Origin of the sequence: Mycolicibacterium sp. ND9-15 (genome assembly GCF_035918395.1) — a bacterium.
In the GTDB taxonomy this organism is placed as follows: domain Bacteria; phylum Actinomycetota; class Actinomycetes; order Mycobacteriales; family Mycobacteriaceae; genus Mycobacterium.
This window is the reverse complement of the sequence record NZ_CP142362.1, coordinates 3469997-3493574: the sequence shown is the minus strand read 5'-3', so window position 1 is coordinate 3493574 and position 23578 is coordinate 3469997. Positions and strand designations below refer to the sequence as shown.

Genomic DNA, 23578 nt, shown 5'->3' with positions numbered 1-23578 from the left:
TTGCCGGGAATCGTTTCGTGTGCACGGCGGCCTACCATGATCGCCATGGTGCGACTGTTGTTGCGAGCCGTGGTGTTCCTGGGTTCCTCGGCGATCGGGCTGCTGGTTGCGGCGTGGCTGGTGCCCGGTGTCACAGTGCGGGTTTCGGGTTTCGTCGTGGCGGTCGTCGTCTTCACGGTCGCGCAAGCGATTCTCTCGCCGTTCATCTTCAAGATGGTGCGGCGTTACGCGTCGGCGTTCCTCGGCGGCATCGGCCTGCTGTCGACGCTGGTGGCCCTGATCCTGGCGTCGACGCTGACCGACGGCTTGGCCATCCGCGGGCTCGGGTCGTGGGTGTGGGCGACGGTCGTGGTGTGGCTCGTCACGGCGGTGGCGACCTTGGTGTTGCCGCTGCTCGTGCTGCGCGGCAAGGCGGGTCGGACAACGGCCGATCGCACTACAGTCAAGGAATGACCGCCGACCCGAAGACTTCCGATTTCGACGCGGCATCGGCCTGGCAGGCCCTGCAGCGGCATCACGACGAGGTCGGCGCAAAACCTCTACGTGAGCTGTTCGCCGAGGACCCGGCCCGGGGCACCGAGTTGGCCACCACCGTCGGTGATCTCTACGTCGACTACAGCAAGCATCGCGTCACGCGCGAGACGCTCAAACTGTTGGTCGACCTGGCCCGCGCCGCGCAGCTGGAGCAAAAGCGCGACGCGATGTTCTCCGGTGCGCACATCAACACCTCCGAGGACCGCGCTGTGCTGCACACCGCCCTGCGGCTGCCACGCGGCGCCGAGCTCGTCGTCGACGGGCGAAACGTCGTCGCCGACGTGCACGCGGTGCTCGACAAGATGGGCGGCTTCACCGACCGGCTGCGCAGCGGCGAGTGGACCGGGGCCACGGGCCAGGCCATCAAGACCGTCGTCAACATCGGCATCGGGGGATCGGATCTCGGACCCGCGATGGCCACGCTCGCACTGCGTCACTACGCCGACGCGGGCATCTCGGCGCGGTTCGTGTCCAATGTGGACCCGGCGGATCTGGTGGCCAAGCTCGACGGGCTCGACCCCGCCACAACGCTTTTCATTGTCGCGTCGAAGACATTCTCGACACTCGAGACGCTGACCAATGCGACGGCGGCGCGGCGCTGGCTCACCGATGCGCTCGGGGATGCGGCCGTGTCCAAGCACTTCGTCGCGGTGTCGACGAACAAGAAGCTGGTCGACGACTTCGGCATCAACACCGAGAACATGTTCGGGTTCTGGGACTGGGTCGGCGGGCGCTATTCGGTAGACAGCGCAATCGGTTTGAGCGTGATGGCGGTCATCGGCCGCGAACGGTTCGCCGAGTTCCTGTCCGGGTTCCACATTGTCGACGAGCACTTCCGCACCGCGCCGCTGGATGCGAACGTACCGGCGCTGCTCGCCCTGATCGGGATCTGGTACAACGGGTTCTTCGGCGCGGAAACCCGTGCGGTGCTGCCCTATTCGAATGACTTGTCCCGGTTCCCCGCCTACCTGCAGCAGCTGACGATGGAGTCCAACGGTAAGTCGGTACGCGCCGACGGGTCGCCGGTCACCACGAGCACCGGCGAGATCTTCTGGGGCGAACCAGGAACCAACGGCCAGCACGCGTTCTACCAACTGCTGCACCAGGGCACCCGCCTGGTGCCAGCCGACTTCATCGCGTTCTGCCAACCCACCGACGATCTGCCGACCGCCGACGGCAGCGGCAGCATGCACGACCTGTTGATGAGCAACTTCTTCGCCCAGACGCAGGTCCTCGCGTTCGGCAAGACCGCCGAGGAGATCGCCGCTGACGGCACACCGCCGAACGTGGTGCCGCACAAGGTCATGCCGGGCAACCGGCCCAGCACCTCGATCCTGGCCACACGGCTGACCCCGTCGGTGCTCGGCCAGCTGATCGCGCTGTACGAACATCAGGTGTTCACTGAAGGGGTCGTCTGGGGGATCGACTCGTTCGATCAGTGGGGCGTCGAACTCGGCAAGACGCAGGCCAAGGCGCTGCTGCCGGTCATCACCAGCGATCGCTCGCCCGCCGAACAGTCGGACTCATCGACCGATGCGCTGGTGCGCAGGTACCGCACCGAGCGCGGTCGATCCGCCTGAGTCCGCCCCACCTCCCGGCGAGGGACCGCGTCTGTACGCCGACACGCCGTCACGACGTGTACAACAGCGGTCGCTCGCGCTCGATCAGGGTGCCGGAACGTTGATGCAGCCGACGTTCGGCAGGCAACCGCTCGCGCCGCCCGGACCGGCTGTGCCACCGGGTCCGTTCGGAGCCAGCGAGCCGCTGGCGCCGCCAGGTCCGGCCGAACCGCCGGGTCCACCAGGGATCACACCCGAAGCGCCGCCGCCGTCAGCGGTGCCCTGCGGGCCACCGGGAACGTTCACGTCGGCACCGCCGCCGGGACCGGCGTCCACACCGCCGATCGAGGCACACGGGGTGCCGTCGGCATTGAGACACGGCGGCGGCGCCGGCTGTGCACCGGCCACCGGCGCGACGGCGATAGCAACTGCCGCAGCACCCGAGAACAACAGGGGCATCATCTTTGACAATTTCACGTCCATGTAGCTAGGGCTACCACGATGCGGGATGATCGAAACCTTCAGAAGTTGCGCATCGTGCAGGTATTACAGCCTGCCGACCTGCCGCAATCCGGAAACGGTGTCCGCCAGCGTTTCCTGCGGGTCGCGGTAGGTGATCCCGAGTTCGGTCTCGCTGGGCGAGTCGTCGGAGGAAGGCATCTGCGTGTAGTACTGCATCGCCGCGCCGGTCACCGGTGAGTCGAACGGCAGATAGGGCCCCACCACGTCGACCGCTCGTCCGATGTTGCGCAGTAACACATCCGGTATCGGGTACACCCGAAGCGAGCGATTCGCTGCCTTTCCGATCATCGACGCGAGATCGGCGATGGCAACTCGCTTGCCGCCTGCCATGTATCGACGCGGACCCTTACCCGGCTCGAGCAGCGCCGCGTGCAGTGCGGCCAGGTCGCGGACGTCGACCACCACCCAGGCGGCGCCGCGACCCGGCACGCCGCGCATCTTCACCGCAGCTTCGACGCCTTCTGCCGCTTCGCCGAACTGATTCCCGGCGGGCGGTCCGAGCACCATGCCCGGGTACGTGATGCCCACCGGCGCACCCGCGTCCTGTAGGCCGCGTGCGTACTTTTCCACCTCCGCCTTGGACTTCCCGTAGCCGTCGGTTCCGCCCACCACGGGAAGATCGGCTTGGAGCACACTGCAGTCCGGGTTGAACAAGGCCGTGAAGCTCGACACGTGCACGATGGGATCAAGCCCACGGTCGACCGCCACGCCGAGCACATTGCGCGCGCCGTCGAGGTTGGTCCGCAGCATCTTGCCGGCCTGCCGCGGATCGGTGGACACCATTGCCGCGGAATGAATTACGGCTTCGCATCCGTCCATCGCCGCGGCCGTCGACGCCGCGTCGGCGATGTCGCCGACGGCGTAGTCGCCGGTGTCGACGCCGATCTGCGCGGCACTGGTCGCCAGCCGCGCCGGGTCACGCACCAGGAACCTCACCTGGTGGCCCGCCTCGGCCACGGCCTTGGCGGTCCATGCCCCGACAAAACCGGTCCCCCCGGTCAACAGCACCCTCATCGAATCCTCCATCAGCAGCTAGCGCTGCGGGTTACCCCGAATCACAAGCCCCTACACCGAGGTCCTAAGCGAACAGCCTCGTGAGCGGCGGCGGTACCAACTTCATCAGCTGGACCAACGGCGCCCACGGCCACCACGGCACCGCCGCTCGCCCACTCTCGCGTTCGATGGCCGCGACCATCGCCCGCACACCGGTTTCGTTGTTCACCATCAACAGCGTGGACGCGGACTTGGCCGTCATCTCGGACTCGATGTAGCCGGGTTCGAGGACGGTCACCTTGATGGGCCCGCGCGCGTACTCGGCGCGCAGCGACTCACCGAGCGAGGACACCCCGGCCTTGCTCGCGGCGTAGGCGGCCTTGACCCCCGGGACACCCTTGTTTCCGAGCACCGACGAAACGAGCACCAGGTGGCCGCTGCCCGCTTCCTTGAACATCTCGATCGCGGTCTCGATCTGCACAAGCGCCGCAACGAGATTGGTTTCGATGGTCGCCTTGTTCGCCCACAGCTTGCCGGAGCCGAGCGGTGCGCCCTTGCCGACGCCGGCGTTGACGATGATGCGGTCGATGCCGCCCAACGAGTCGGAGAGCTCGGCGAACACCTTCGGCACCTGCTCGTGGTCGTTGACGTCGAGCGCGGCGACGGCGACCTTGACCGCGGGGTACCGCTCGAGCAGTTCGGCCTTCAACCCGTCGAGGCGGTCGATGCGGCGGGCGCACAGTGCGAGGTCACGGCCCTGGGCGGCGAACGCGCGCGCCATGCCGGCCCCCAGGCCGGAGCTCGCGCCGGTGATCAAGATCTTCTGCCGAGTCACCCCGACAGACTAAGCCAGTGCGATCGACGTCAAGATGGGCGCATGGTTCTGCTGCAGAGAGCGACGTTCGTGCTGGTGGCGCTGTGTATCGCGGTGCCCCAGGCGGTCGTCGGCGCCCAGCCCGCCATGCCGCTGTACCGGCTGGTCGACGCCGCAGCCCAACGACTGGCCACTGCCGACCCGGTCGCGGCGGCCAAGTGGATCAACGGCGGGCCGATCACCGACCGGCAGCGCGCCGATGCCGTTCTCGACGCCGTCGCCGACGACGCGACCGCGCACGGCATCGACCGGGCCTACGTGCGGACGGTCTTTGCCGACCAGATCGACGCCACCGAGGGTGTCCAGTACACCCGGTTCGGCCAGTGGAAGTTCGATCCGGCCGGCGCGCCGACCACTGCGCCCGATCTGGCCGAGTCCCGCTCGCAGATCGACGGTTTCGACAGGACCATGGTGGAAGAGTTTGCTCGGCAATGGGATTGGCTACACGGCCCCCACTGCACCGCTGAACTGAACGGCGCGACGGCCGCCGTCGCCGACGCCCGCCAACTCGACCCGCTCTACCGGCACGCGCTGTCGGCAGCGACCCGCTCGTACTGCCGGATCACTTGAGCAGTCGCGACAACCGCCGATCGGCGAGCACTTTGCCGCCTGTCTGACAGATCGGGCAGTACTGGAAAGACTTGTCCGCGAACGACACCTCGCGCACGGTGTCCCCGCAGACCGGGCAAGGCAGACCAGCCCTGCCGTGCACCCGCAACCCAGACCGCTTCTCCCCCTTCAGCGTTGCGGCCTGCTGGCCGACCGAGCGCGTCACCGCGTCGGACAACACACTGATCATCGCGTCGTGCAGGGCGGACAATTGCGCCTCGGTGAGCTTGCCCGCGGTCGCGAACGGGCTGATCTTCGCGACGTGCAGTATCTCGTCGCTGTAGGCGTTGCCGATGCCGGCGACGACCTTCTGGTCGGTGATGACCGTCTTGATCCGTCCGCTGTTGGCCGCCAGCACCTCGGCCAACTCGGTAGGGCCCAACGACAGCGCGTCCGGGCCGAGCGCGGCGATTCCGGGCACCTTGGCCGGATCGTCGACCAGCCACACCGCCAGCCGCTTCTGGGTGCCTGCCTCGGTGAGGTCGAATCCGGCCGCCTCACCCGGGGTTCCGAGGTGTACCCGCAATGCGATCGGTCCCTTACCCGGTTTCAGCGGGGCAGCGGCGAGTTTGTCCGACCACCGCAACCAGCCCGCACGCGACAGGTGGGTGATCAGGTGCAGGTCGCCGGCCTGCAGGCCGAGGTACTTGCCCCAGCGGTTGGCATCGGTGACCGGCCGGCCGTACAGCGCGGTGATCGGCGGGTCGAACGTCTTGAGCACCGAGAACGCCGCCACGTCGACGCGGCCGATAGGCAGTCCGACGGCGTGGCGGCGCAGGTGGTCGGCGAGCGCTTCGACCTCTGGGAGTTCGGGCATACGTCCAGTCTGCCTGCTCTGTCAGCCGTGCGAATGCCTGACCACTCACCTCGACGCGTTCTGACCGGAGAGAACCGCGAGCACTTCGGATGCTGCGTGTTCACCTGAAGAAATCGCGCCGTCCATGTATCCCATTGACCGCGTCGCCGTTTCGGCCCCCGCCCAGTGAATCGGCCCGATCGGTGTACGCAGCGCTGAACCGACCGACGTCCACGTGTTGGGCGGCAGGAACGCCCCGTAGCAGCCCCGCGTCCACTCGTCATCGGCCCATGCCTTGTCGATGTACTCGTCCGGTCGCGAGGCTCGAGGGCCGAACATTTTGGTGAAATCAGCGAGGACGGCCTCGCGGCGTGCCTGCCGATCGAGCCGGCCGAACTTGCGCGCCTGATTACCTTCGAGGAACCCCAGCAGGATTCCGGGCCTCCCGGAGGGCGGGGAGTTGTCGAAGAACACCTTGACCGGCCCGGTGACGCTGACGCCTTGGCCCGACAACCCGTTGGCGCGCCAGAACGGCTCGTCGTAGACCGCCATGCACTTGATGACAGAACCGTTCGGCATGCGCTGCGTGAGCTGATCACGATCTGCAGGCAGGGCGGGGTGGTAGTTGAGGCGACCGGCCAACGTCGGGCTCATCGCGACGATCACCTGCCGTGCCCGGACGGTTCCGATGTCGGTCGCAAGCTCGACGCCGTCGCGCCAGTCGATTCCACGGACGGCGGCGTTGAGCCTGATGGATTCACCGAGGTCGGCTGCCATGGCAAGAGTTATGCGCTGTGACCCGCCGACGATCCGGCTCTGTTGTGCCCCACCACTTGTCGAGATGAGCCGGGTCAACCCGCCGCTCGAGTTGGCATAGGCAAGCAAATGCAGCAGTGACAAATCGGCCGGATCGGCAGCCCATACCGCCTCGCACAACAACCCGATGAACGCGCGACCAACAGACGTTCGTGCATGCCGTGTTGCCCAGGAGGCAACAGTCTGCGAGTCCCACTCGAGGGCCCGGGCTGCCGACCATGGCGTCGCCGGATCGACCTGTCGCGCCATCCGTTCCAGCCGCGACAGGGCAAGGTGCAAGTCGACCAGCTGGAGCGCGGATGCTTTTGGCACCTGACCTGAGTAGCGCCGAACCCGGCCGTTCTGCTCCCACAACTTCGCCCCCTGGTCATAGGTGTCGAATGTGGCCAAGCCGAGGTCTTCGATCAGTGCGCGTATTCGATCGTGGCCGGCGCCGATCCATTGGCCGCCCATCTCGACGACGGCTTCCCCGGAGCTTCCGCCGACCTGCTGGTTGAGGGTACGACCGCCAACACGGTCGCGGGCCTCGAGCACGACCGCGTCGACCCCCGCGCTCCGCAGCGTCCGTGCCGCCGTCAATCCCGCGAGCCCGGCACCGATGACGGCTACGTCCGCCTCAAGACCCATCGTTTTCGGTCAATCCCGTCGCACGGCACCGCCGGTCACCACCGAAAGCAGCCAGCTCACGATCGACAGCACGATCGCGGCCCAGATCGCCGTCCACCAGAAGTCGTCGATGAACAGACCCCAGTGGGTGGTGTGCTCGGTGATCCACGACGTGATCCACAACATCAACGCGTTGATGACGATATGGATCAGGCCGAGGGTGAGAATGTAGAGCGGGATCGAGATGATCTGCACGATCGGCTTGATGAGCGCGTTGACCAGACCGAAGATCACCGCGACGACGAAGACGATGCCGACTTTCTGCAGCGTCGAGTCGGCGCCCACGAATTTGATCCCGGGAACGACGAGCGTCACCACCCAGAGCGCGAGACCGGTCAAAGCAGCGCGCAAGAGGAAGCCCACGCGGTCAGTCTGCCACGCGGCGGCCGTGACGTTTCGACGCGCGCCGATCCGCTAACTGGTTGATCGCATGCAGCATTTGCGAGCAATCCACCCCTTAAGCATGTCCGGCGGCCGGACGCAGCAGGTAGGTGTCCATGATCCAGCCGTGCCTGGCCCTGGCGTCGGCGCGCAGACGGGCGATCCGCGAGCCGATATCGCCGACCGTGCCCGACATCAGCAGCTCATCGGGTGTGCCGAGATAGGCGCCCCACCAGATGCGGGTGGCGGGCGGGCAGGTGAGGAACGAGCAGCCGGCGTCGAGCATCACCACCGCGCTTCCGGTCAGCCCGTGGTCGCGCAGTTGCCTGCCGGAGGTGATCAGCACCGGTTCGCCGACGTCGTTGAGCGGAATGCGATGTCGCGCGGTGAGCGCCTGGATCGCGGTGATGCCCGGGATCACGTCGTAGTCGATGTCGACGTGCTTCGCGACGGCGTCGAGGATCCTTAAAGTGCTGTCGTACAACGACGGGTCACCCCACGCGAGAAATGCTCCAGTGGCGCCGTCGGAAAGCTCGGTCTCTATCGCGTCGGCCCAAACCCGCGCCCGCGCGGCATGCCAGTCGGCGACCGACTGCCGGTAGTTTCCCCCGCGGTCCCTCGGCGGGTCGGGCAGTTCGACGAACCGGTACCCGGGTTCGCGGATGAACCGACGGCAGACGTGTCGACGCAACGCCACCAGATCGTCTTTCGCAGAGCCCTTGTCCATCGCGAAGAAGACCTGTGTGTCGTTGAGCGCCGTCACCGCCTGCGCCGTCACATGGTCCGGATCGCCCGCACCGATGCCGATGACGTGGATTCGACGGGTCACGCCCGCGAGTATGCCTTCAGTGTTTGCGGCCGCGCGAAAGGCGCAGCCGACGGGCCCGCTTGACGTCCTTCTTCTCGGCGGCCTCCTCCTTGCGGACGTTGCGGGAGTCCTTGGGCGGCAGCTGCAACTCGTGTTCGGCGGGCAGGCCGGCCTGCAGCTGACGGCTGCGCTCCAGCTCGGCGTCAACTTCGGCGCCGAACAACAGCGCGAGGTTGGTGATCCACAACCACAGCAGGAAAACGATGACGCCCGCCAACGCGCCGTAAGTCTTGTTGTAGCTCCCGAAGTTGGCCACGTAGAGCCCGAATACCAGCGACGCGAGGAGCCACACCAGGATCGCGAGCGCGGCGCCTCCGCTGATCCAGCGAAACTTCGGCTGCTCGACGTTGGGGGTCACGTAGTACAGGATCGCGACCGCCAGCACGACGAACAGCAGGATCAGCGGCCATCGGGCCACGTTCCACACGGTGACCGCCGCATCACCCAACCCGATCGCATCGCCGATCGCCTGGGCCACCGGGCCGCTGATCGCCAGCATGAACAACACCGCGGCCGCCATCACCAGGCCGACCAGTGTCAGCAGCAACTGCACGGGACGCAGCTTCCACACCGGCCGGCCCTCGTCGATCTCGTAAATGCGATTCATCGCCCGGCCGAACGCGCCGACGTAACCCGACGCGGACCACAGCGCGCCCACAATGCCCATCACCAACGCGAACCCGGCCGTGGGCGAGTTGACGAGTTGCTCGACGGTCGGTCGCAATGTGTCGAGCGCGGAGGCCGGTGCCACGTCGGCGGCGATCTCGAGCAGAGCGTCGACCGTCCGCCGGCCCTGGCCGAACACGCCGAGCAGCGACACCATGACCACAAGCGCCGGAAAGACCGACAGCACCGCGTAATACGTCAGCGCCGCGGCGAGGTCGGTGCACTCGTCCTGCTGGAACTCGCGAACCGCCTTGCGCATCGCGTATCGCAGCGACGGCCGCGTGAGGTCCGTCGGGGACTCCGGTTTGCGGGGGTCGTCCGGGTCGGGGGCCCGAGTCGTGTTGTCGGCCTCGTCAATTCGCATACCAACCGTTACCCCGACCCAGCGGAGTCAAACGCCCGCGATACCGCAAGTATGCGGTACCGCAGGTATTGACATGTGTCTCATGCGTACCTACCGTTCCTTACTATGAGTACGCCGGTCAGTGCATCCCGTCCGACGCGCGAAAACATCGCGGAACGCCTGCTCAAAGGCTCGGCCAAGAAATCGTATGCGCCCGCCGTCGACATCGACTGGGACGCACCGCTCGACCCCGACAAGTTCTTTCTGCCGCCACAGATGGTGACGCTCTACGGCACGCCGATCTGGGACGCGATGTCGCGCGAGCAGCAGATCGAACTGTCCCGGCAGGAACTGGTGAACATTCTCTCGGCGGGCATCTGGTTCGAGAACATCCTGAACCAGGCGCTGCTACGGGACCTGATGAACAGGGATGTGCGGGCGGCGTCGACGCACTATTCGCTGACCGAACTCGGTGACGAGACACGGCACATGGTCATGTTCGGCAAGGTGATCGAACGGCTCGGCGCAGAGCCGGTGCAGCCCCGACGGTGGCAGCGGTTCACCATCAACACACTGCCGCTGCTGTTCCGCGGCCCGATTTTGTGGGGCGCCGCGCTGGTCGGCGAGGAGATCTTCGACGCGCTGCAGCGGCAGATTCTGGAGGATCCCGACCTGCAGCCGATCGTCCAGCGGCTCATGCGCATTCACGTGACCGAGGAGGCGCGCCACATCCAGTACGCGCGCGACGGGTTGCGTCGGACCAGGCCGCATATGCGCTTTTTCCAGCGGTTCGTGATGAGCAACCTGCACGGTGTCGGCGGACCGTTCTACCGCTACCTGCTGGCGATTCCCGTCCCGTACCGGCGCATGGGCCTCGACGGCCGTGCTGCCCGGCGGATGGCGTTGGAGAACAAGCACCATCAAGACGCCAAGGTGGCCGGCTTCGCGCCGCTGGCATCGTTCTTCGAGGAAGTCGACCTCATGGGTCCGATAGCGCGTCGCATGTGGCGTCGAAGCGGATTCCTGCCGCAATGAGCGCCGTGTACGAAGGGGCCGCCGCGCTGCGGGTGCACGACGTGGAACACGGCGTGCGGGTGCGGCTGACCGGTCACCTCGATCCGATCGATGGCCGATACCACTGGCGTGGAATGGTTTTCGACTTGGCGCCGGATCTCCGCATACCGCAGACCGTGCAGATATCGGTCGGCGACCGTACCGCCGAGGGCCGGTTGACCGAGGTGACGCCGTGGGGCACGCACACCATCGCCGGTGTCGGCGCTCCTCCGTACCCGGTTGCAGGGGTCAGCGCCGTCGGTTGACGACCGCGATCAGCACCACCACCGCGACGACTCCACCCCCTATCCCGGAGATCAGCAACGGCAGCCGGCCGTCGGCGCCCCACAGGAACCCGGCCCACAACCCCGCCGCAAGTACCGCGAAGCCGCTGAGCCCCTGGAACACACCTTGGGCACTGCCCTGCAATTGCGAACCGACCAGCGAGGAAACCCAGGCTTTGCCGACGCCGTCGGTGCATGCGGTGAACAACCCATAGACACCGATGAGCAGCCACGCGGCCGGCGAGTCGGTGGTCAAGCCGAGGCCGGCATATCCGACAGCGAAGAACACCAGCCCGATCCCGAACACCACCGGCTTTCCGATGCGGTCGGCGAGCGCTCCGGCGGGATAGCTCGCCGCGGCGTACACGGCGTTGTACGTCACGTAGGCCAGGATCACCTCGACGACCGAGAAGCCGATCTCGTTGAGCCGCAGCAGCAGAAGGGCATCGGGAAAGTTCACCAGCGCGAACGCGATCAGCACCGCGGTCACCCGCCAGTATCCACGCGGCAACTCTCCGACGGCGGCCCAAACTCGGCGCCGGTGGACGACCGGTGCGCGGATCTCCCGCGCGGCGAACACCAGCGCGACGCTCAGCACCGCCGGCACGACTGCCACCCACAGCAGCGGCGCGATCTGCTGGTCGAGCAACTGGTAGCCCAACAGTCCGAGTAATGGGCCGAGTACCGCACCCAGGGTGTCCATGGCGCGGTGGAATCCGAACACGCGGCCCCTCGCGGGCACCTCGACGTCGGCGACCAGCAGGGCGTCGCGTGGCGCACCGCGAATTCCCTTACCCAGCCGATCGACGACGCGACCCGCCAGCACGCCGGGCCATGCGCCCGCCGCGGCGACCATCACCTTGCCCAGCGCGGCCATCCCGTATCCGGTCGCGATCAGCGGTCGCCGCGAGTACCGATCCGCGAGCGGTCCCGCGGCCAGCTTCGTGACCGACGCCGCCCCCTCGGCCGCCCCCTCCACCGCGCCCACCACGGCTGCGGGCGCACCGAGCACCGAGGTGAGGTAGATCGGCAGCAGCGGATAGAGCAGCTCACTCGCGGTGTCCTGCAGGAAGGACACCGCAGAGAGCACCCGCACGTTGCGGGTGAGCCAGGAAGACACCTGGCCATAATGCTCCCGAGGACTACTCGGGGTTCTCGTTGGTGAGCGCCTGGAAGCCCTTGGCCTGGCCGCGCGCCAGCCCTGCGCGCACCACTCCGACAAGCAACCCCTGCACCGCGGCCGCGATCATCACCTCACGCATCGAGCGGCTGAGGTCTTGCGGATCCGGCTCCTCGTCGTCAGGATTCACCCGTTGCCAGATCTCGGTGAAGATCTTGCCGGCGATCAGACCGCCGACCACGCTGCTCACGATCGACAGGGGCTTGTACATGGCCTTGGCAGCAGTCATCGCGATGTCATTCCCTGCGCACCGATCCCTAAACCACGAACTAGAACGAGTTCTAATATCGTCGTGTGCGGTTCACTTACGCGGAAGCCATGACAGACCCGGCGTTCTACCTGCCGCTGGCGCAGGCCGCGGAGGCGGCGGGCTATCACGCGATGACCATCGCCGACAGCGTCGCCTACCCCTTCGAGTCGGATTCGACGTATCCCTACACCCCCGACGGGAGCCGCGAATTCCTCGACGACAAGGCGTTCATCGAGGCGTTCGTGCTCGCCGGCGCGCTGAGCGCGGTCACCACGACGCTGCGGTTCAACTTCTTCGTCCTCAAACTGCCCATCCGGCCGCCCGCGCTGGTGGCCAAACAGGCCGGCTCGCTGGCCGCACTCTTCGGCAACCGCCTCGGCCTGGGTGTCGGCACCAGCCCGTGGCCCGAGGACTACGAACTGATGGACGTGCCGTTCGCCGGCCGCGGTAAACGCATGGACGAGTGCATCGAGATCATCAGGGGCCTGACGACCGGCGAGTACTTCGAGTTCCACGGCGAGTTCTACGACATCCCCAAGACGAAGATGACGCCGGCGCCCACCAAGCCGATCCCGATCCTCATCGGCGGGCACGCCGACGCGGCCCTCAAGCGCGCCGCGCGCAACGACGGCTGGATGCACGGCGGCGGTGACCCCGAGGAACTGGACCGACTTATCAAGCGGCTCAAACAGTTCCGCGAAGAGGAAGGCCGCAGCGGATCGTTCGAGATCCACGTGATCTCCGCCGACGCCTATACACTCGACGGCATCAAACGGCTCGAGGACAAGGGTGTCACCGACGTCATCGTCGGGTTCCGCCTCCCCTACATCACCGGTTCCGACCCCGAACCGCTCGACGCCAAGATCCGTCACCTCGAGAAGTTCGCCGAGCGGGTGATCGCCAAGCGCTGAACAGGTGCCATCGGCCCCGACAAGGCGTAGCGTCGACCGCAGGAAGGGGTTACCAGGGGGGGCTATGGGTAACCGGTGTGCGATGGCAAGCACAGAGTCGGAACAACACAACGCGCTGTCGGGTGTCGTGGCAGCCGGGGCCTCTGCGGGTGGCGTCGAGGCGTTGACGCAGTTCGTCGCCGGTCTGCCGCCCGATTTGCCCTGCGGGGTGCTCATCGTGCTGCACATGCCGGCGAGCGCGCCGAGCGTGCTGGCAAAGATCCTCGACCGCAGCGGACCACTACCCTCGCAGACCGCCGTCGACGGCGCCGTGATCGAGCCCGGCCGCATCTATGTCTGCGCACCGGACCGCCACCTTTTGGCCGCCGATGGCCATGTGATGTTGTCGCAGGGCCCCACGGAGAACGGTCACCGGCCCGCGGTCAATGCGCTGTTCCGTTCCGTGGCACTGAGTTTCGGGCCCCGTGCCATCGGTGTCCTGTTGTCCGGCGTCCTCGATGACGGCGTGCTGGGCGCCGCCGCCATCCGGTCCCGCGGCGGCACCACCATCGTGCAGACCCCGAGCGACGCATTGTTTGCGGCAATGCCCATCAACGCGATCGAAGCGGGCGTCGCCGATCATCAAGCCGCGGCAAGTGACGTCGGCGCCGTCCTGATGAAGCTGTTCGAACGAGAAATCGAGGTTCGGGATATGGAACCCGACAGGGCCATGGAATTGGAGAATCGCATCGCGATGGGAAACCGCTTCTCCACGTCTTTCGATTCGGAGAACCTCGGCCCGCATTCGGGCTACATCTGCCCCGACTGCAACGGCTCGCTGATCGAGGTGGGGCCGGCCAGCTATCGCTGCCGGGTAGGGCACGCGTGGACGGCCGACGCGTTGATGAAGGCCCGCGACGAGGAGGTCGAAGGCGCCATCTGGGTCGCATTGCGCAGTCTGCGGGAGAAGGCCAAGATGTCACGCAAATTGGCGGATACCGTAGGCCCGGGCACGGTGCGACAGCGCTATCTCGAGACCGCCGACGAGGCCGACCGCGCGGCGCTCGTGCTGGGCGACCATCTCGCCATCACACCACACGGGGAATCCGGTGACGGCTGAGCCGACCCCGCTGGCGGTGTTCGCAGAGCCGTTGGGCGATGTGACGACGCTACGGCCGCGCGGCGTGCTGAACAGCCGCACGTACCGCCCGCTGCGCGACACGATCATCAAGGCGGCGCTGGAGGAACCGCGTGCCGTCGTCGTCGACGTGAGCGACCTCGAGGTGCCCACCGAATCGGCATTGGCGGTGTTCACCAGCGCCCGCTGGCACGTCGGCCGCTGGCCGCAGGTGCCCATTGTGCTGGTATGCGAACACCGGGGCCTGCGCTCGGCGCTCGCACGAAACGGCGTCACCCGCTATGTGCCGTCCTACGCCACCATGGCGGCCGCGATGGCCGCGCTGGCCGGCGGCGACCCACCAGGGGTGCGCCGACGGGCCCGGGCTGAACTGCCCAGGACCGCGGCGAGCCTGCAACGAACGCGTGAACTGGTGGTGGAGTGGTTGACGGCGTGGTCCCAGCCCGAGCTGATCCCGACGAGCAAGGTGGTGGCCACCACGTTCGTCGAGAACGTCCTGCAGCACACCGACAGCCGGCCCGGCCTGCGGATCGAGTCGAAGGGGTCGACGGTGACCGTCGCGGTGACCGATGACAGCCGCGATCCTGCCGCCCTGCGCGAAGACGGTGCATACAGCCCGGCGCCGTCGGGACTGCGGATCATCGCCGCACTGTGCCGAGCCTGGGGTAACGCGCCGAACACGGCAGGCAAAACCGTTTGGGCAGTCATCGGCCCGGAAAACGCCCTCTGATGAGTATGTTCGGACGTGCGGCAGGACCGAGCGGACGGACATGGGGTTGAGCGAGCAGACAGAGGAGACGTTCGAGGCGCTACTGCATTACATGCGCGACTCGCGCGGATTCGATTTCACCGGCTATAAACGGACGTCGCTGATGCGGCGCGTGCAACACCGGATGCGTCAGGCCGGATTCGACTCGTACGAGGAGTACCTCGACCATCTCCAGGCCAGCTCCGACGAGTTCAACGCTCTCTTCAACACGATCCTGATCAATGTCACCGCGTTCTTCCGGGACCCCGAGGCATGGGAGTACCTCCGCGACGAAGTGGTTCCGGCCATGTTGGCAGAACGCGGACCCAACGATCCGATCCGGGTGTGGAGCGCCGGGTGCGCCTCCGGTCAGGAGGCCTACACGCTCGCGATGGTGTTGGCGGACGCGCTCGGCTTGGATGCCTTCCGGCAGCGGGTCAAGATCTATGCGACCGACGTCGACGAGGATGCGCTGGCGGAGGCGCGGACCGCGTCGTACGACCAAAAGGCCGTCGAGTCAGTGCCCACGGAGTCTCTGAGCACCTATTTCGATCAGGCCAACGGCCGATACGTGTTCCGGAAAGATCTACGCAGGGCGGTCATCTTCGGCCGCAACGACCTCGTCAAGGACGCGCCGATCTCCCGGGTGGATCTTTTGGTCTGCCGCAATACCCTCATGTACCTCAACGCCGAAACACAGCGGAAGGTGTTGAGCCGCTTGCACTTCGCACTTGCACCAAACGGAATGCTGTTCCTCGGTCACTCCGAGACGCTGTTGAGCAACAGCGACCGCTTCGCGCCGATCAACTTGAAGCACCGCTTCTTTCGCAAGGCGGCCGGGCCGCAGAACGGCGTCGAGAGACTCGACCGCCCGGCGGTCAACCAGGAGCGTCACGGCGACCTTCCAGGTCTGGACCCAATTCGTGAACTCGCCTTCCGCGCCGGGCCTGTCGCCCAAATCGTGGTTACCGGGGACGATACGGTCGCGATGATCAACCAGCAGGCCGAGTCCACGTTCGGCTTGTCGGCACGTGATATCGGCCGACTCCTGCGTGACCTCGAGGTGTCGTATCGGCCCGTCGAGTTACGCGCCTATCTCGAGCAGGCCAAAGTCGAGCGGCGGTCCGCCCGCATCCAGGATGTGCACTGGCAACGCCCCGGCCTGGACTCGGTGTGGTTCGAGATCCACGTCAACCCGCTCGTCGACCCCGACAACGGCCTACGCGGTGTGTCGATCGTCTTCTTCGACGTGACCGCGACCCGAGCGCTGCTCGACAAGGTGGTGCAGACCAACAGCCAACTCGAGGCGGCCTACGAGGAGTTGCAGTCCACCAACGAGGAACTCGAGACCACCAACGAAGAACTGCAGTCGACCGTCGAGGAACTCGAGACCACCAACGAAGAGCTGCAGTCCACCAACGAGGAACTCGAGACCACCAACGAAGAGCTGCAGTCCACCAACGACGAGCTGCACACGATCAACGACGCGCTGCGTGAGCGCAGCATCGAGGTGGAAGAGACGAAGTCGTTCCTCGACTCACTCGTGAACTCGATTCACTTCGGCATGGTCATAGTGGACCGGGAGATGCGGGTGATGTTGTGGAACCGCGGCTGCGAGGAACTCTGGGGCCTGCGGGCCGACGAGGCAGTGGGATCGGCGCTGGCGTCTCTGGACATCGGATTGCGCGCCGATGACGTCAAACCGCTGATCGGCCAGGCTTTCGTGGATCCCGGACTGACCGCGGAGACGGTGCTGGACGCGGTCACCCGTCGGGGCAGGCAGGCCCGCGTGCGGATCATCTGCACCGGCTTCCGCTCCAGCGAGGCCGTCACCGGGGCCTTGCTGCTGATGGAGCTGCAGCGCTAACGACGGGTGTCCTCGGCCTCGAGCACCTGTTGCGCCATGGCCGCCTTCTCGTGCCGGACTGCCGCCTCTCGATGGCGTTCGGCGGCATCCTGATGGAACGCGACCGACCGGTCGTCCGCACGCATCGCGGCCTGCTCGTGCGCGGCCGCCGCACGCAGGTGCGTTTGCTTTGCGTCGCTGTGCCGCTGCGCGGCACTGTGGTGCGCGTGGCGTGCGCGTTCCACCGCGTCTGCGGCATGCCGCTGCGCAAGTGCCGCCGACTCCGCGGTAGTTGGGACGCCCCTCGCCAGTTCGCTCTGCCGCCGACGCAACTCGTCGGCCCGCGCGCGGGCCAGTTCACCACGGGTGGTCGCGTCGGGCGTGGGGTCGTGACTCATGAATGCATTCCGGCCGATTCGAATCCTTCGGACTGAATTTACGCGGCCCCGCGCGAGTGCGGCCCCGCTGGGGACTACCCGCGCAAAGTCGTGTGTGGGCTCTGCCCGTAGGTCTGGCGGTACAGCACCGCGAACCGGCCGGTGTGGGCAAACCCCCACCGTGCGGCGATCTCGGTGACGGTGTCGCTGCTTCGGTCGGCGGCCATCAATTGTTGATGCGCGTAGTGCAACCGAAGCCGACGCAGATATTGCAGCGGGGTCGTGTCCAGATGCTGCCGGAACATATACTGCACTGCTCGTGGCGTGACGTGGACGGCCTCGGCGATGTCGGCCAGCGCGATGTCGTTGGCGGCGTTCGCGTCCATGAACTCCATCGCGCGGCGCAGCAGCACCGGTTTGTGATCGGTGCGATCGTGCGGACTGGGACTTGCCGTCGCCGTGTTCGGGAAGGTCGCCAGCGTCACCGCCGCCAACAACCGACTGGCATGCCCGACGACCAACGGCGTGGCAAGCACGTCGTCCGACAGCACGGTGTTCCCGACGTAGCGGACCGCCTGCTTCCACATCTGAACCGCGGCGGCGTCGACAGGCGAGAAGCTGGTGAAGCGAACCGGCAGCGGGGCCTGCCCTCTGGGAAGACCGGTGGCCACGCCCGCCACCATTGCGGGATCGAGGAGAACCGCCGTCAGGCGCGCGTCGTCCGAAGACACCCGGAACGGCAGGTGCGGTTGCGTCAAAATCGCCACGTCCCCGGCAGCCACCTCGGACCATATGCCGTCGCACGCACTGTCCACTCGGCCGGCGGTGGGCCACACCGCCACGACTTTGTTCGGCGGATCGGGCCGGGCCTCGACATGGCCCGCGACAAACACCTCGTCGAGCGTCAGCGGACCGACGGTCGCGCGGGCATGTGTGAGCAGCGACCCCTCGAGACGCGCCGACGACTTGCGCGACAGCCGCAACTTCACGCCGTAGGCGTCTTCCAGGAACTCGTCGGCGTCGGCGGGATCGCTGATATCGACCTTTGTGCGTTCCAGCCGATGCGCTTCATAGGCGCTGTTGATCGGTCTCACCTCGGGAGAGTGACGCGAGGGTGAGGCTGTCGTCTCAGCCCCATTGGCGTTGAGCCTACCCGGTCGAATGGTCGGCAAACGAAATCCAAGCCACTTTCCAGCGCATCTGTTTTTGTTCCTTCCCCGGCAGATGGAGAACCTTTCCCACGCGCCGTGAAATCTAGGTCAGAATTGGCACCGATAGGAGGTTTCATGTCTTCCCACCTGGAAGTCTCGAAGCCCTCGGGGCGCGAAATGGTCCCGCTGACCGGTCAGCGGGTGACTCTCGGTAAGGCCTCGACCAATGCGGTGTCGCTCGAACACGACGAGACCGTCTCGCGGTTGCACGCGGTCCTCGAGAACCTCGGATTCGCCTGGTCGATTAGGGATCTGGGGAGCCGCAACGGCACCTATCTCAACGGCGAGCGGATCTCCGCGGAACGGGTGCTGCGGTCCGGCGACGAGGTGCGGCTCGGCAAGTCGCGGGTGATCTTTTGGGACGTGAGGGACAGCGGGGACGGCAGGCTCGACGAGGAAACCGTGACCGCCCAGGCGGCTGAGGCCCCGCCGCGGCTCACCCGCCGCGAACTCGACGTGCTCATCGTGCTGTGCCGGCCGTTGGTATCCGAGGACCCGTTCCCCGAACCCGCGTCGGTGCGGCGGATGGCCGGCGACCTGTACGTCACCGAGGCCGCGGTCAAACAGCATCTGCAGAACCTCTACGACAAGTTCGCGATCCCCGCCGAGGGCGATCGCCGGGTCCGGCTGGCCAACGAGGCGTTGCGGCGCGGCGCCGTCACCCTCGCCCAACTGCGCGCTACGTGAAGTCGACGGCCTCGAGCAAGAGCACAGTTCCGGCGAGCGTCCGTATGTTCGGAAAGCATCGCAAGCGGTTGCTGGGTTGCCGCTGGACGAAAGGTGGCCATGACCGTCGCCGTCGACCAGATCGAGGTCGCCGATCCGCTGGACGCCTGGACACGTGCAGGGTTTGAGGTCGAGTCCGGTGTCACCGCGATCGACCACGTCGTGCTCCTGTCGCCCGCCCCGGACCGGACGGTGGAATCGTTCGCCGCCGTCGGTGTCCGGCCACGCCGGGAACGCGCCGGCGAACTCGGCGGTCGGCCGATCCGCCAGATCTTCTTCCGGTTCGGCGAGGTGATCGTCGAGGTCGTCGGTTCACCCGGCACCGCGAGCGACGGACCGTCGACGCTGTGGGGGATCACGTACGTCGTCGCCGATATCGACGCCACCGCTGCGTTCTTCGGCGGCCGCACCGCCCCGGTCAAGGACGCGGTGCAGCCCGGACGCCGGATCACCACGCTGCGGCATCAGGGATTCGGGATGTCGGTGCGGACGGCCATGATTCGGCGCGTCGCTGACCCGACCAGTTCGACGCGGTGCTTATCCTCGGCGGGTGACCGAGGGCGTCGTAATCATCCACACTGACGGCGGGTGTCGACCCAATCCGGGCCCCGGCGGTTGGGGCGCGGTGCTGCGTCATCGTCAGCACGTCCGCGAGATGTGCGGCGGCGAATCCGATACGAGCAACAACCGGATGGAGCTGACCGCACCGATCATGGCGTTGGAGGTGCTCACCAGGCCTGTGGTGGTGCACCTCTACACCGACAGCACCTATGTCCGTAACGGCATCACCAAGTGGGTGCTCGGCTGGGAACGCAACGGCTGGCTGACCGCCGCGAAGCAGCCGGTGAAGAATGTCGACCTCTGGCAGCGGCTCCGGATGGCGTGCTCGCGGCACGAGGTCGAGTGGTTCTGGGTCAAGGGGCATTCGGGGATCGCCGACAACGAGTTGGCCGACCAGTTGGCTACCCGGGGCATGCAGGAAGCGCTGTCCGAAGTCATTGCCCGCCGCTGAGAGCCGCGCGATGCCGACCCTTTCGCGTCGCTTCACTCCCATTTAACTGGCGGAGGTGCAGTATTCGAAATGTACGGTATTCCGCAGACCGATGTCAGCGCTGATCGGTAGCTGGGTGCGGCCAATAGCCGATCACGCCGTCGAACTCGAGGTCCGTTTGCGCGAAGTCATTCCCTACCGCGATCAGCGGCTCGTGCGAAAGCTTCGCAGCGGCGTAGGTCATCGTGTCGCCGAAGTTGAGCGCCGCGGGGTGGCGTCCCTTGCCGTACTGAAGGTAGGCACGGTGCGCTGCGAGGGCGTGGTCCGCAGTGAAATCCAGGACGGTCAAATTGATCTCGCTCTTCAGTCGATCGAAAGCCGTGCGGGCGACGGGACCGTGGCGACTGCTGAGGACGATCAGGCACTCGACAACGCTGGGCGCAGCAATGGCAGGACCGCGATCGGCTGCAAGCGCAGCCAACACCTGTTCGACATGCGGGTCTTCGCGCTGCAGTACGGCGATAATGGCACTGGTATCGACGATCACAACTACACCCCGGTCTGAGGATCAAGCCCCAGAATCTGCTCACGCTCAGCTTTGGAAATAGGCGAGCCATCCGCCATGAGCGGCCAAATCTCGTTCGTCAGGACGTCCAGCAGATCATCCGCGCGACCGCCGCTACGAGCCTGGGTGACCTCGATCTGAGCTTTGAGCGCATGCCGGATCGCATCTATGCGGCTGGACAGGTGGAGTCGGTGCATCAACTCATCAGCCAGCTCGATGACCTCTTCATCTTTCACATTGAAAGCCATCGGTACATCGTACCACCGTTAAGGTACCTGGTACAGGGTGTCATGCGGCGCTCCGCACCGTTGCAATAGATGCAACAATCAGCGTCCAGTGCTGCAGACACTTCTCACGATCCGACTCAAATATCATGCGCCAGAGCGTATTTCGGACCTTACTCTTCCCATTTGACCTCCCCGGGTTCCTTGTCCGGCCGCAGACCGCGCCAACTGGGTTGGCGCAGACGGTTATCGGAGGTTCGTTCGCTGTAGCGTACCTCGCCGACAAGCTCGGGCCGGACGAACGTGACACCCTTTGCGTCCTGGCGGGTCAGCCGGTCGTTGAACGGGTTCTCGTCGGTTTCAAGCGGTTTCAGGGTTTTCCTGAGCTCGGCGAGGGCCTTGTCGGTGAACCCGGTGCCGACGCGGCCGACGAACTGGAGCCCACTCTCGGCCGGAATACCGAGCACCAGTGAGCCGATCCCGCTCGACCGTCCGCCCTCCCCCTGCCGCCAGCCGCCGATCACGACTTCCTGGGTGTTCCAGAGCTTGTCCTTGATCCACGACGACGACCGCCGGCCCGGTTGGTATGTCGAGTCGCGCTTCTTCGCGACCACGCCCTCCCATCCCTTCTCGCGGGCATGTTCGAGCGCCTCCGGACCGTCGCCGGGCAACTGGTCTGGGACGATCAACCCGCCGCCCTCGGCCAGTGCTTCAAGTATCCTGCGGCGATCGGAGTGCTTGGCGCGCAACAACGATCTGCCGTCGAGATAGAGGATGTCGAACGCCCAGAACTCAACCCGGGTGGAACGGGCCCGGTTCTGCATCTCGGAGAAGCTCGGTACCCCGGACTCGTCGAGCGCGACCGCTTCGCCGTCGAGGATCACGTGGTGGTCTGCGAGATCTGCTGCCAATGCCTCGAATTGGGGGAACTCGCCCGTGATGTCGCGGCCGCGCCGGGAGCGGACGGTGAGCCTGCCCCGGTCCGCGTCGACGATCACGCGGTAGCCGTCCCACTTGCCTTCGAACGCCCACTGGCCGGCCTTGAGCCTCGCGACCGAACCGTCCTTCGACAGCATCGGCGCGAGATCACCCGCATGCGGGCGCTTCTGGTCCTTCATCCGGTGCGCGAGCCAGTTCTTGCCGTCGGTCTGGATCAGCGCGTAGCGACCGTCGACCTTGTCGCCCCGCAGGTTGATGATGACCTCGCCGCCGCCCCCTTTGGGACTGTCGGGGGGGACGTCGTTGAACTTCTCGGCCTCGTAGGTGCCGGTGTCCCAGATGATCATCTGGCCGCCGCCGTACTCGCCTTGGGGGATTTCGCCGTGGAAGGTCAGATACTCCAGCGGATGGTCCTCGGTGTGTACGGCCAGGTGGTTCACCGACGGCGTGTCGGGCAGGTTCTTCGGAACGGCCCAACTCACGAGCACGCCGTCACGTTCCAGCCGCAGGTCGTAGTGCAGCCGGCGGGCGTGGTGCTCCTGGATGACGAACTTGTCATTGTTGCCGGTTTTCGGCGGCCTGTTCGGTACCGGCTCGGGGGTTTTCGATGCGTCGCGCATGCTGCGGTAGGTGGTCAGCCGATCGGGCACCGGCGCCGCCTCGTCGAGCGGCGCCAGCAGGTCGCCCATCTCCTGCACCCGCTCGAGCACCTCGTCGAAGCGCAGGTGCCCGAGCTTCGGATCCCCGATCTCGTCCCAGGTACACGGCGCGGCGACGGTCGGATGCTCGCGTCCCCGAAGCGAATACGGCGCGATGGTCGTCTTGGCGGCGTTGTTCTGACTCCAGTCGACGAAGACCTTGCCGGCGCGCAGGCTCTTGGTCATCGTCGCGGTCACTCGCTTGGGCATGGTCTTCTCGAGTTGCTGCGCGACCCGTCGCGCCAGCACGGACGCACCCTGGGAACTGATCGGCTCCTCCAGTGGCACATAGAGGTGCAGCCCCTTGCTGCCGCTGGTGAGCGGATAGGTGGTCAGCCCGATGTCGCTGATGAGATCCCGCACCTCGTGAGCGACCTCGCAGAGTTGCCGAAACGACACTCCCTCGCCGGGGTCGAGGTCGAACACGATGCGGGTGGCCGGCCCCGGCTCTCCGTCCACGAACCGCCATTGCGGCACATGCACTTCGAGCGACGCCTGCTGCGCGATCCACGCCAACCCCTCGGCGGTGTCGATCAGCGGGTACGTCGTCGTCCCGGACCGGTGCGTGACCGACGCGCGGTCCAGCCAGTCCGGCGCCGACGAGGCGAGTTGCTTCTCGAAGAACGACGGCTCCCCGACGCCGTTGGGCCACCGTTTGCGGGTGACTGCGCGACCGGCGATATGCGGGACCATCGCCTCGGCGATGCAGACGTAGTAGTCGAACACCTGCGCCTTGGTGGTACCCGTCGCGGGGTACAGCACCTTGTCCGGGTTCGTCAGCTTCACCCGCCCGAATCGATCCACAGTGTGAACGTATACCCGCTGCTACGT

27 protein-coding genes are annotated in these 23578 nt (G+C 66.3%); 12 read left to right on the top strand and 15 right to left on the bottom strand.

The annotated features are described in order from the left end of the window. Window positions 1-45: 45 nt before the first annotated feature. Window positions 46-453 (top strand): phage holin family protein, encoded by a 408-nt coding sequence (locus QGN32_RS16580; protein WP_326545409.1) that lies wholly within the window; start codon window positions 46-48, stop codon window positions 451-453. Then, on the top strand, window positions 450-2114 hold the full coding sequence (gene pgi / locus QGN32_RS16575) for a glucose-6-phosphate isomerase (protein WP_326545408.1): 1665 nt from the start codon (window positions 450-452) through the stop codon (window positions 2112-2114). Before QGN32_RS16580 ends, pgi begins: the two co-directional genes overlap by 4 nt. Window positions 2115-2198: 84 nt before the next feature. Here pgi and QGN32_RS16570 read toward each other — a convergent pair whose 3' ends face one another. The 3 genes from QGN32_RS16570 to QGN32_RS16560 all read right to left on the bottom strand — a co-directional run bounded on the left by QGN32_RS16570 (window position 2199) and on the right by QGN32_RS16560 (window position 4443). After that, window positions 2199-2576, bottom strand: coding sequence for a hypothetical protein (locus QGN32_RS16570; protein WP_326545407.1), 378 nt, complete (start codon window positions 2574-2576; stop codon window positions 2199-2201). Window positions 2577-2639: 63 nt separating this feature from the next. Further along, window positions 2640-3629, bottom strand: coding sequence for an NAD-dependent epimerase/dehydratase family protein (locus QGN32_RS16565; protein WP_326545406.1), 990 nt, complete (start codon window positions 3627-3629; stop codon window positions 2640-2642). A gap of 64 nt (window positions 3630-3693) precedes the next feature. Next, window positions 3694-4443, bottom strand: a complete 750-nt coding sequence (locus QGN32_RS16560; RefSeq protein ID WP_326545405.1) for an SDR family oxidoreductase — start codon at window positions 4441-4443, stop codon at window positions 3694-3696. A 42-nt stretch (window positions 4444-4485) separates the two neighbouring features. Between QGN32_RS16560 and QGN32_RS16555 the strand changes: the two genes are divergently transcribed. Next, on the top strand, window positions 4486-5052 hold the full coding sequence (locus tag QGN32_RS16555; protein WP_326545404.1) for a chorismate mutase: 567 nt from the start codon (window positions 4486-4488) through the stop codon (window positions 5050-5052). On the opposite strand, the gene QGN32_RS16550 is transcribed toward QGN32_RS16555, so the two are convergent. From QGN32_RS16550 to QGN32_RS16530, 5 genes are all read right to left on the bottom strand, one after another. Further along, window positions 5045-5908: an Fpg/Nei family DNA glycosylase gene (locus QGN32_RS16550; RefSeq protein WP_326545403.1), complete on the bottom strand. Its 864-nt coding sequence runs from the start codon at window positions 5906-5908 to the stop codon at window positions 5045-5047. The two genes, QGN32_RS16555 and QGN32_RS16550, sit on opposite strands and share 8 nt — an antisense overlap. Window positions 5909-5953: 45 nt before the next feature. Next, a complete protein-coding gene (locus QGN32_RS16545; protein ID WP_326545402.1) occupies window positions 5954-7330 on the bottom strand; it encodes a flavin monoamine oxidase family protein in 1377 nt (458 codons plus the stop codon). 9 nt (window positions 7331-7339) lie between these two features. Beyond that, the gene (locus QGN32_RS16540; protein WP_326545401.1) at window positions 7340-7732 is read right to left on the bottom strand and encodes a phage holin family protein; all 393 of its coding nucleotides are present in this window, start codon (window positions 7730-7732) and stop codon (window positions 7340-7342) included. A 94-nt stretch (window positions 7733-7826) separates the two neighbouring features. Continuing rightward, the gene (gene cobF, locus QGN32_RS16535) at window positions 7827-8579 is read right to left on the bottom strand and encodes a precorrin-6A synthase (deacetylating) (protein WP_326545400.1); all 753 of its coding nucleotides are present in this window, start codon (window positions 8577-8579) and stop codon (window positions 7827-7829) included. 16 nt (window positions 8580-8595) lie between these two features. Then, window positions 8596-9648, bottom strand: a complete 1053-nt coding sequence (locus QGN32_RS16530; RefSeq protein WP_326545399.1) for a YihY/virulence factor BrkB family protein — start codon at window positions 9646-9648, stop codon at window positions 8596-8598. Between the two features lie 105 nt (window positions 9649-9753). Here QGN32_RS16530 and QGN32_RS16525 point away from each other — a divergent pair, with 105 nt between their 5' ends. Next, window positions 9754-10662, top strand: coding sequence for an AurF N-oxygenase family protein (locus tag QGN32_RS16525; RefSeq protein ID WP_442791718.1), 909 nt, complete (start codon window positions 9754-9756; stop codon window positions 10660-10662). Continuing rightward, window positions 10659-10946: a DUF4873 domain-containing protein gene (locus QGN32_RS24305; RefSeq protein WP_442791717.1), complete on the top strand. Its 288-nt coding sequence runs from the start codon at window positions 10659-10661 to the stop codon at window positions 10944-10946. Before QGN32_RS16525 ends, QGN32_RS24305 begins: the two co-directional genes overlap by 4 nt. Here QGN32_RS24305 and QGN32_RS16520 read toward each other — a convergent pair. Then, entirely contained in the window at window positions 10930-12084 is a 1155-nt protein-coding gene (locus QGN32_RS16520; protein WP_326545398.1) for an MFS transporter, read from the bottom strand. The two genes, QGN32_RS24305 and QGN32_RS16520, sit on opposite strands and share 17 nt — an antisense overlap. Before the next feature lie 22 nt (window positions 12085-12106). Next, entirely contained in the window at window positions 12107-12373 is a 267-nt protein-coding gene (locus tag QGN32_RS16515) for a DUF4235 domain-containing protein (RefSeq protein WP_326545397.1), read from the bottom strand. A 65-nt stretch (window positions 12374-12438) separates the two neighbouring features. Here QGN32_RS16515 and QGN32_RS16510 point away from each other — a divergent pair, with 65 nt between their 5' ends. The 4 genes from QGN32_RS16510 (at window position 12439) to QGN32_RS16495 (ending at window position 17037) form a co-directional block, all read left to right on the top strand. Continuing rightward, window positions 12439-13305, top strand: a complete 867-nt coding sequence (locus tag QGN32_RS16510) for an LLM class flavin-dependent oxidoreductase (RefSeq protein WP_326545396.1) — start codon at window positions 12439-12441, stop codon at window positions 13303-13305. 82 nt (window positions 13306-13387) lie between these two features. Then, complete coding sequence (locus QGN32_RS16505) at window positions 13388-14404, top strand: chemotaxis protein CheB (protein WP_326545395.1); 1017 nt, start codon at window positions 13388-13390, stop codon at window positions 14402-14404. Continuing rightward, window positions 14394-15152 (top strand): sulfate transporter, encoded by a 759-nt coding sequence (locus tag QGN32_RS16500; RefSeq protein ID WP_326545394.1) that lies wholly within the window; start codon window positions 14394-14396, stop codon window positions 15150-15152. Before QGN32_RS16505 ends, QGN32_RS16500 begins: the two co-directional genes overlap by 11 nt. A 91-nt stretch (window positions 15153-15243) precedes the next feature. After that, window positions 15244-17037: a CheR family methyltransferase gene (locus QGN32_RS16495; RefSeq protein WP_326549112.1), complete on the top strand. Its 1794-nt coding sequence runs from the start codon at window positions 15244-15246 to the stop codon at window positions 17035-17037. On the opposite strand, the gene QGN32_RS16490 is transcribed toward QGN32_RS16495, so the two are convergent. Both QGN32_RS16490 and QGN32_RS16485 read right to left on the bottom strand, forming a co-directional pair. Further along, entirely contained in the window at window positions 17034-17414 is a 381-nt protein-coding gene (locus QGN32_RS16490) for a hypothetical protein (RefSeq protein WP_326545393.1), read from the bottom strand. The genes QGN32_RS16495 and QGN32_RS16490 overlap by 4 nt on opposite strands. Before the next feature lie 74 nt (window positions 17415-17488). After that, a complete protein-coding gene (locus QGN32_RS16485; RefSeq protein ID WP_326545392.1) occupies window positions 17489-18487 on the bottom strand; it encodes a helix-turn-helix transcriptional regulator in 999 nt (332 codons plus the stop codon). A gap of 192 nt (window positions 18488-18679) precedes the next feature. On the opposite strand from QGN32_RS16485, the gene QGN32_RS16480 reads away from it, so the two are divergent. The 3 genes from QGN32_RS16480 (at window position 18680) to rnhA (ending at window position 20342) form a co-directional block, all read left to right on the top strand. Beyond that, a complete protein-coding gene (locus QGN32_RS16480) occupies window positions 18680-19291 on the top strand; it encodes an FHA domain-containing protein (protein ID WP_326545391.1) in 612 nt (203 codons plus the stop codon). A gap of 99 nt (window positions 19292-19390) precedes the next feature. Then, window positions 19391-19912 (top strand): hypothetical protein, encoded by a 522-nt coding sequence (locus tag QGN32_RS16475; RefSeq protein ID WP_326545390.1) that lies wholly within the window; start codon window positions 19391-19393, stop codon window positions 19910-19912. Beyond that, window positions 19881-20342 carry a ribonuclease HI gene (gene rnhA / locus QGN32_RS16470; RefSeq protein ID WP_326545389.1) on the top strand — a complete coding sequence of 154 codons (462 nt, stop codon included), beginning with the start codon at window positions 19881-19883 and terminating at the stop codon, window positions 20340-20342. Before QGN32_RS16475 ends, rnhA begins: the two co-directional genes overlap by 32 nt. A 94-nt stretch (window positions 20343-20436) precedes the next feature. Here rnhA and QGN32_RS16465 read toward each other — a convergent pair whose 3' ends face one another. The 3 genes from QGN32_RS16465 to QGN32_RS16455 all read right to left on the bottom strand — a co-directional run bounded on the left by QGN32_RS16465 (window position 20437) and on the right by QGN32_RS16455 (window position 23551). Continuing rightward, window positions 20437-20868: a type II toxin-antitoxin system VapC family toxin gene (locus tag QGN32_RS16465; protein WP_326545388.1), complete on the bottom strand. Its 432-nt coding sequence runs from the start codon at window positions 20866-20868 to the stop codon at window positions 20437-20439. A gap of 2 nt (window positions 20869-20870) precedes the next feature. Next, window positions 20871-21134, bottom strand: coding sequence for a type II toxin-antitoxin system VapB family antitoxin (locus QGN32_RS16460; protein ID WP_326545387.1), 264 nt, complete (start codon window positions 21132-21134; stop codon window positions 20871-20873). A 149-nt stretch (window positions 21135-21283) separates the two neighbouring features. Beyond that, window positions 21284-23551: an ATP-dependent DNA ligase gene (locus QGN32_RS16455; RefSeq protein ID WP_326545386.1), complete on the bottom strand. Its 2268-nt coding sequence runs from the start codon at window positions 23549-23551 to the stop codon at window positions 21284-21286. Window positions 23552-23578: the final 27 nt, after the last annotated feature.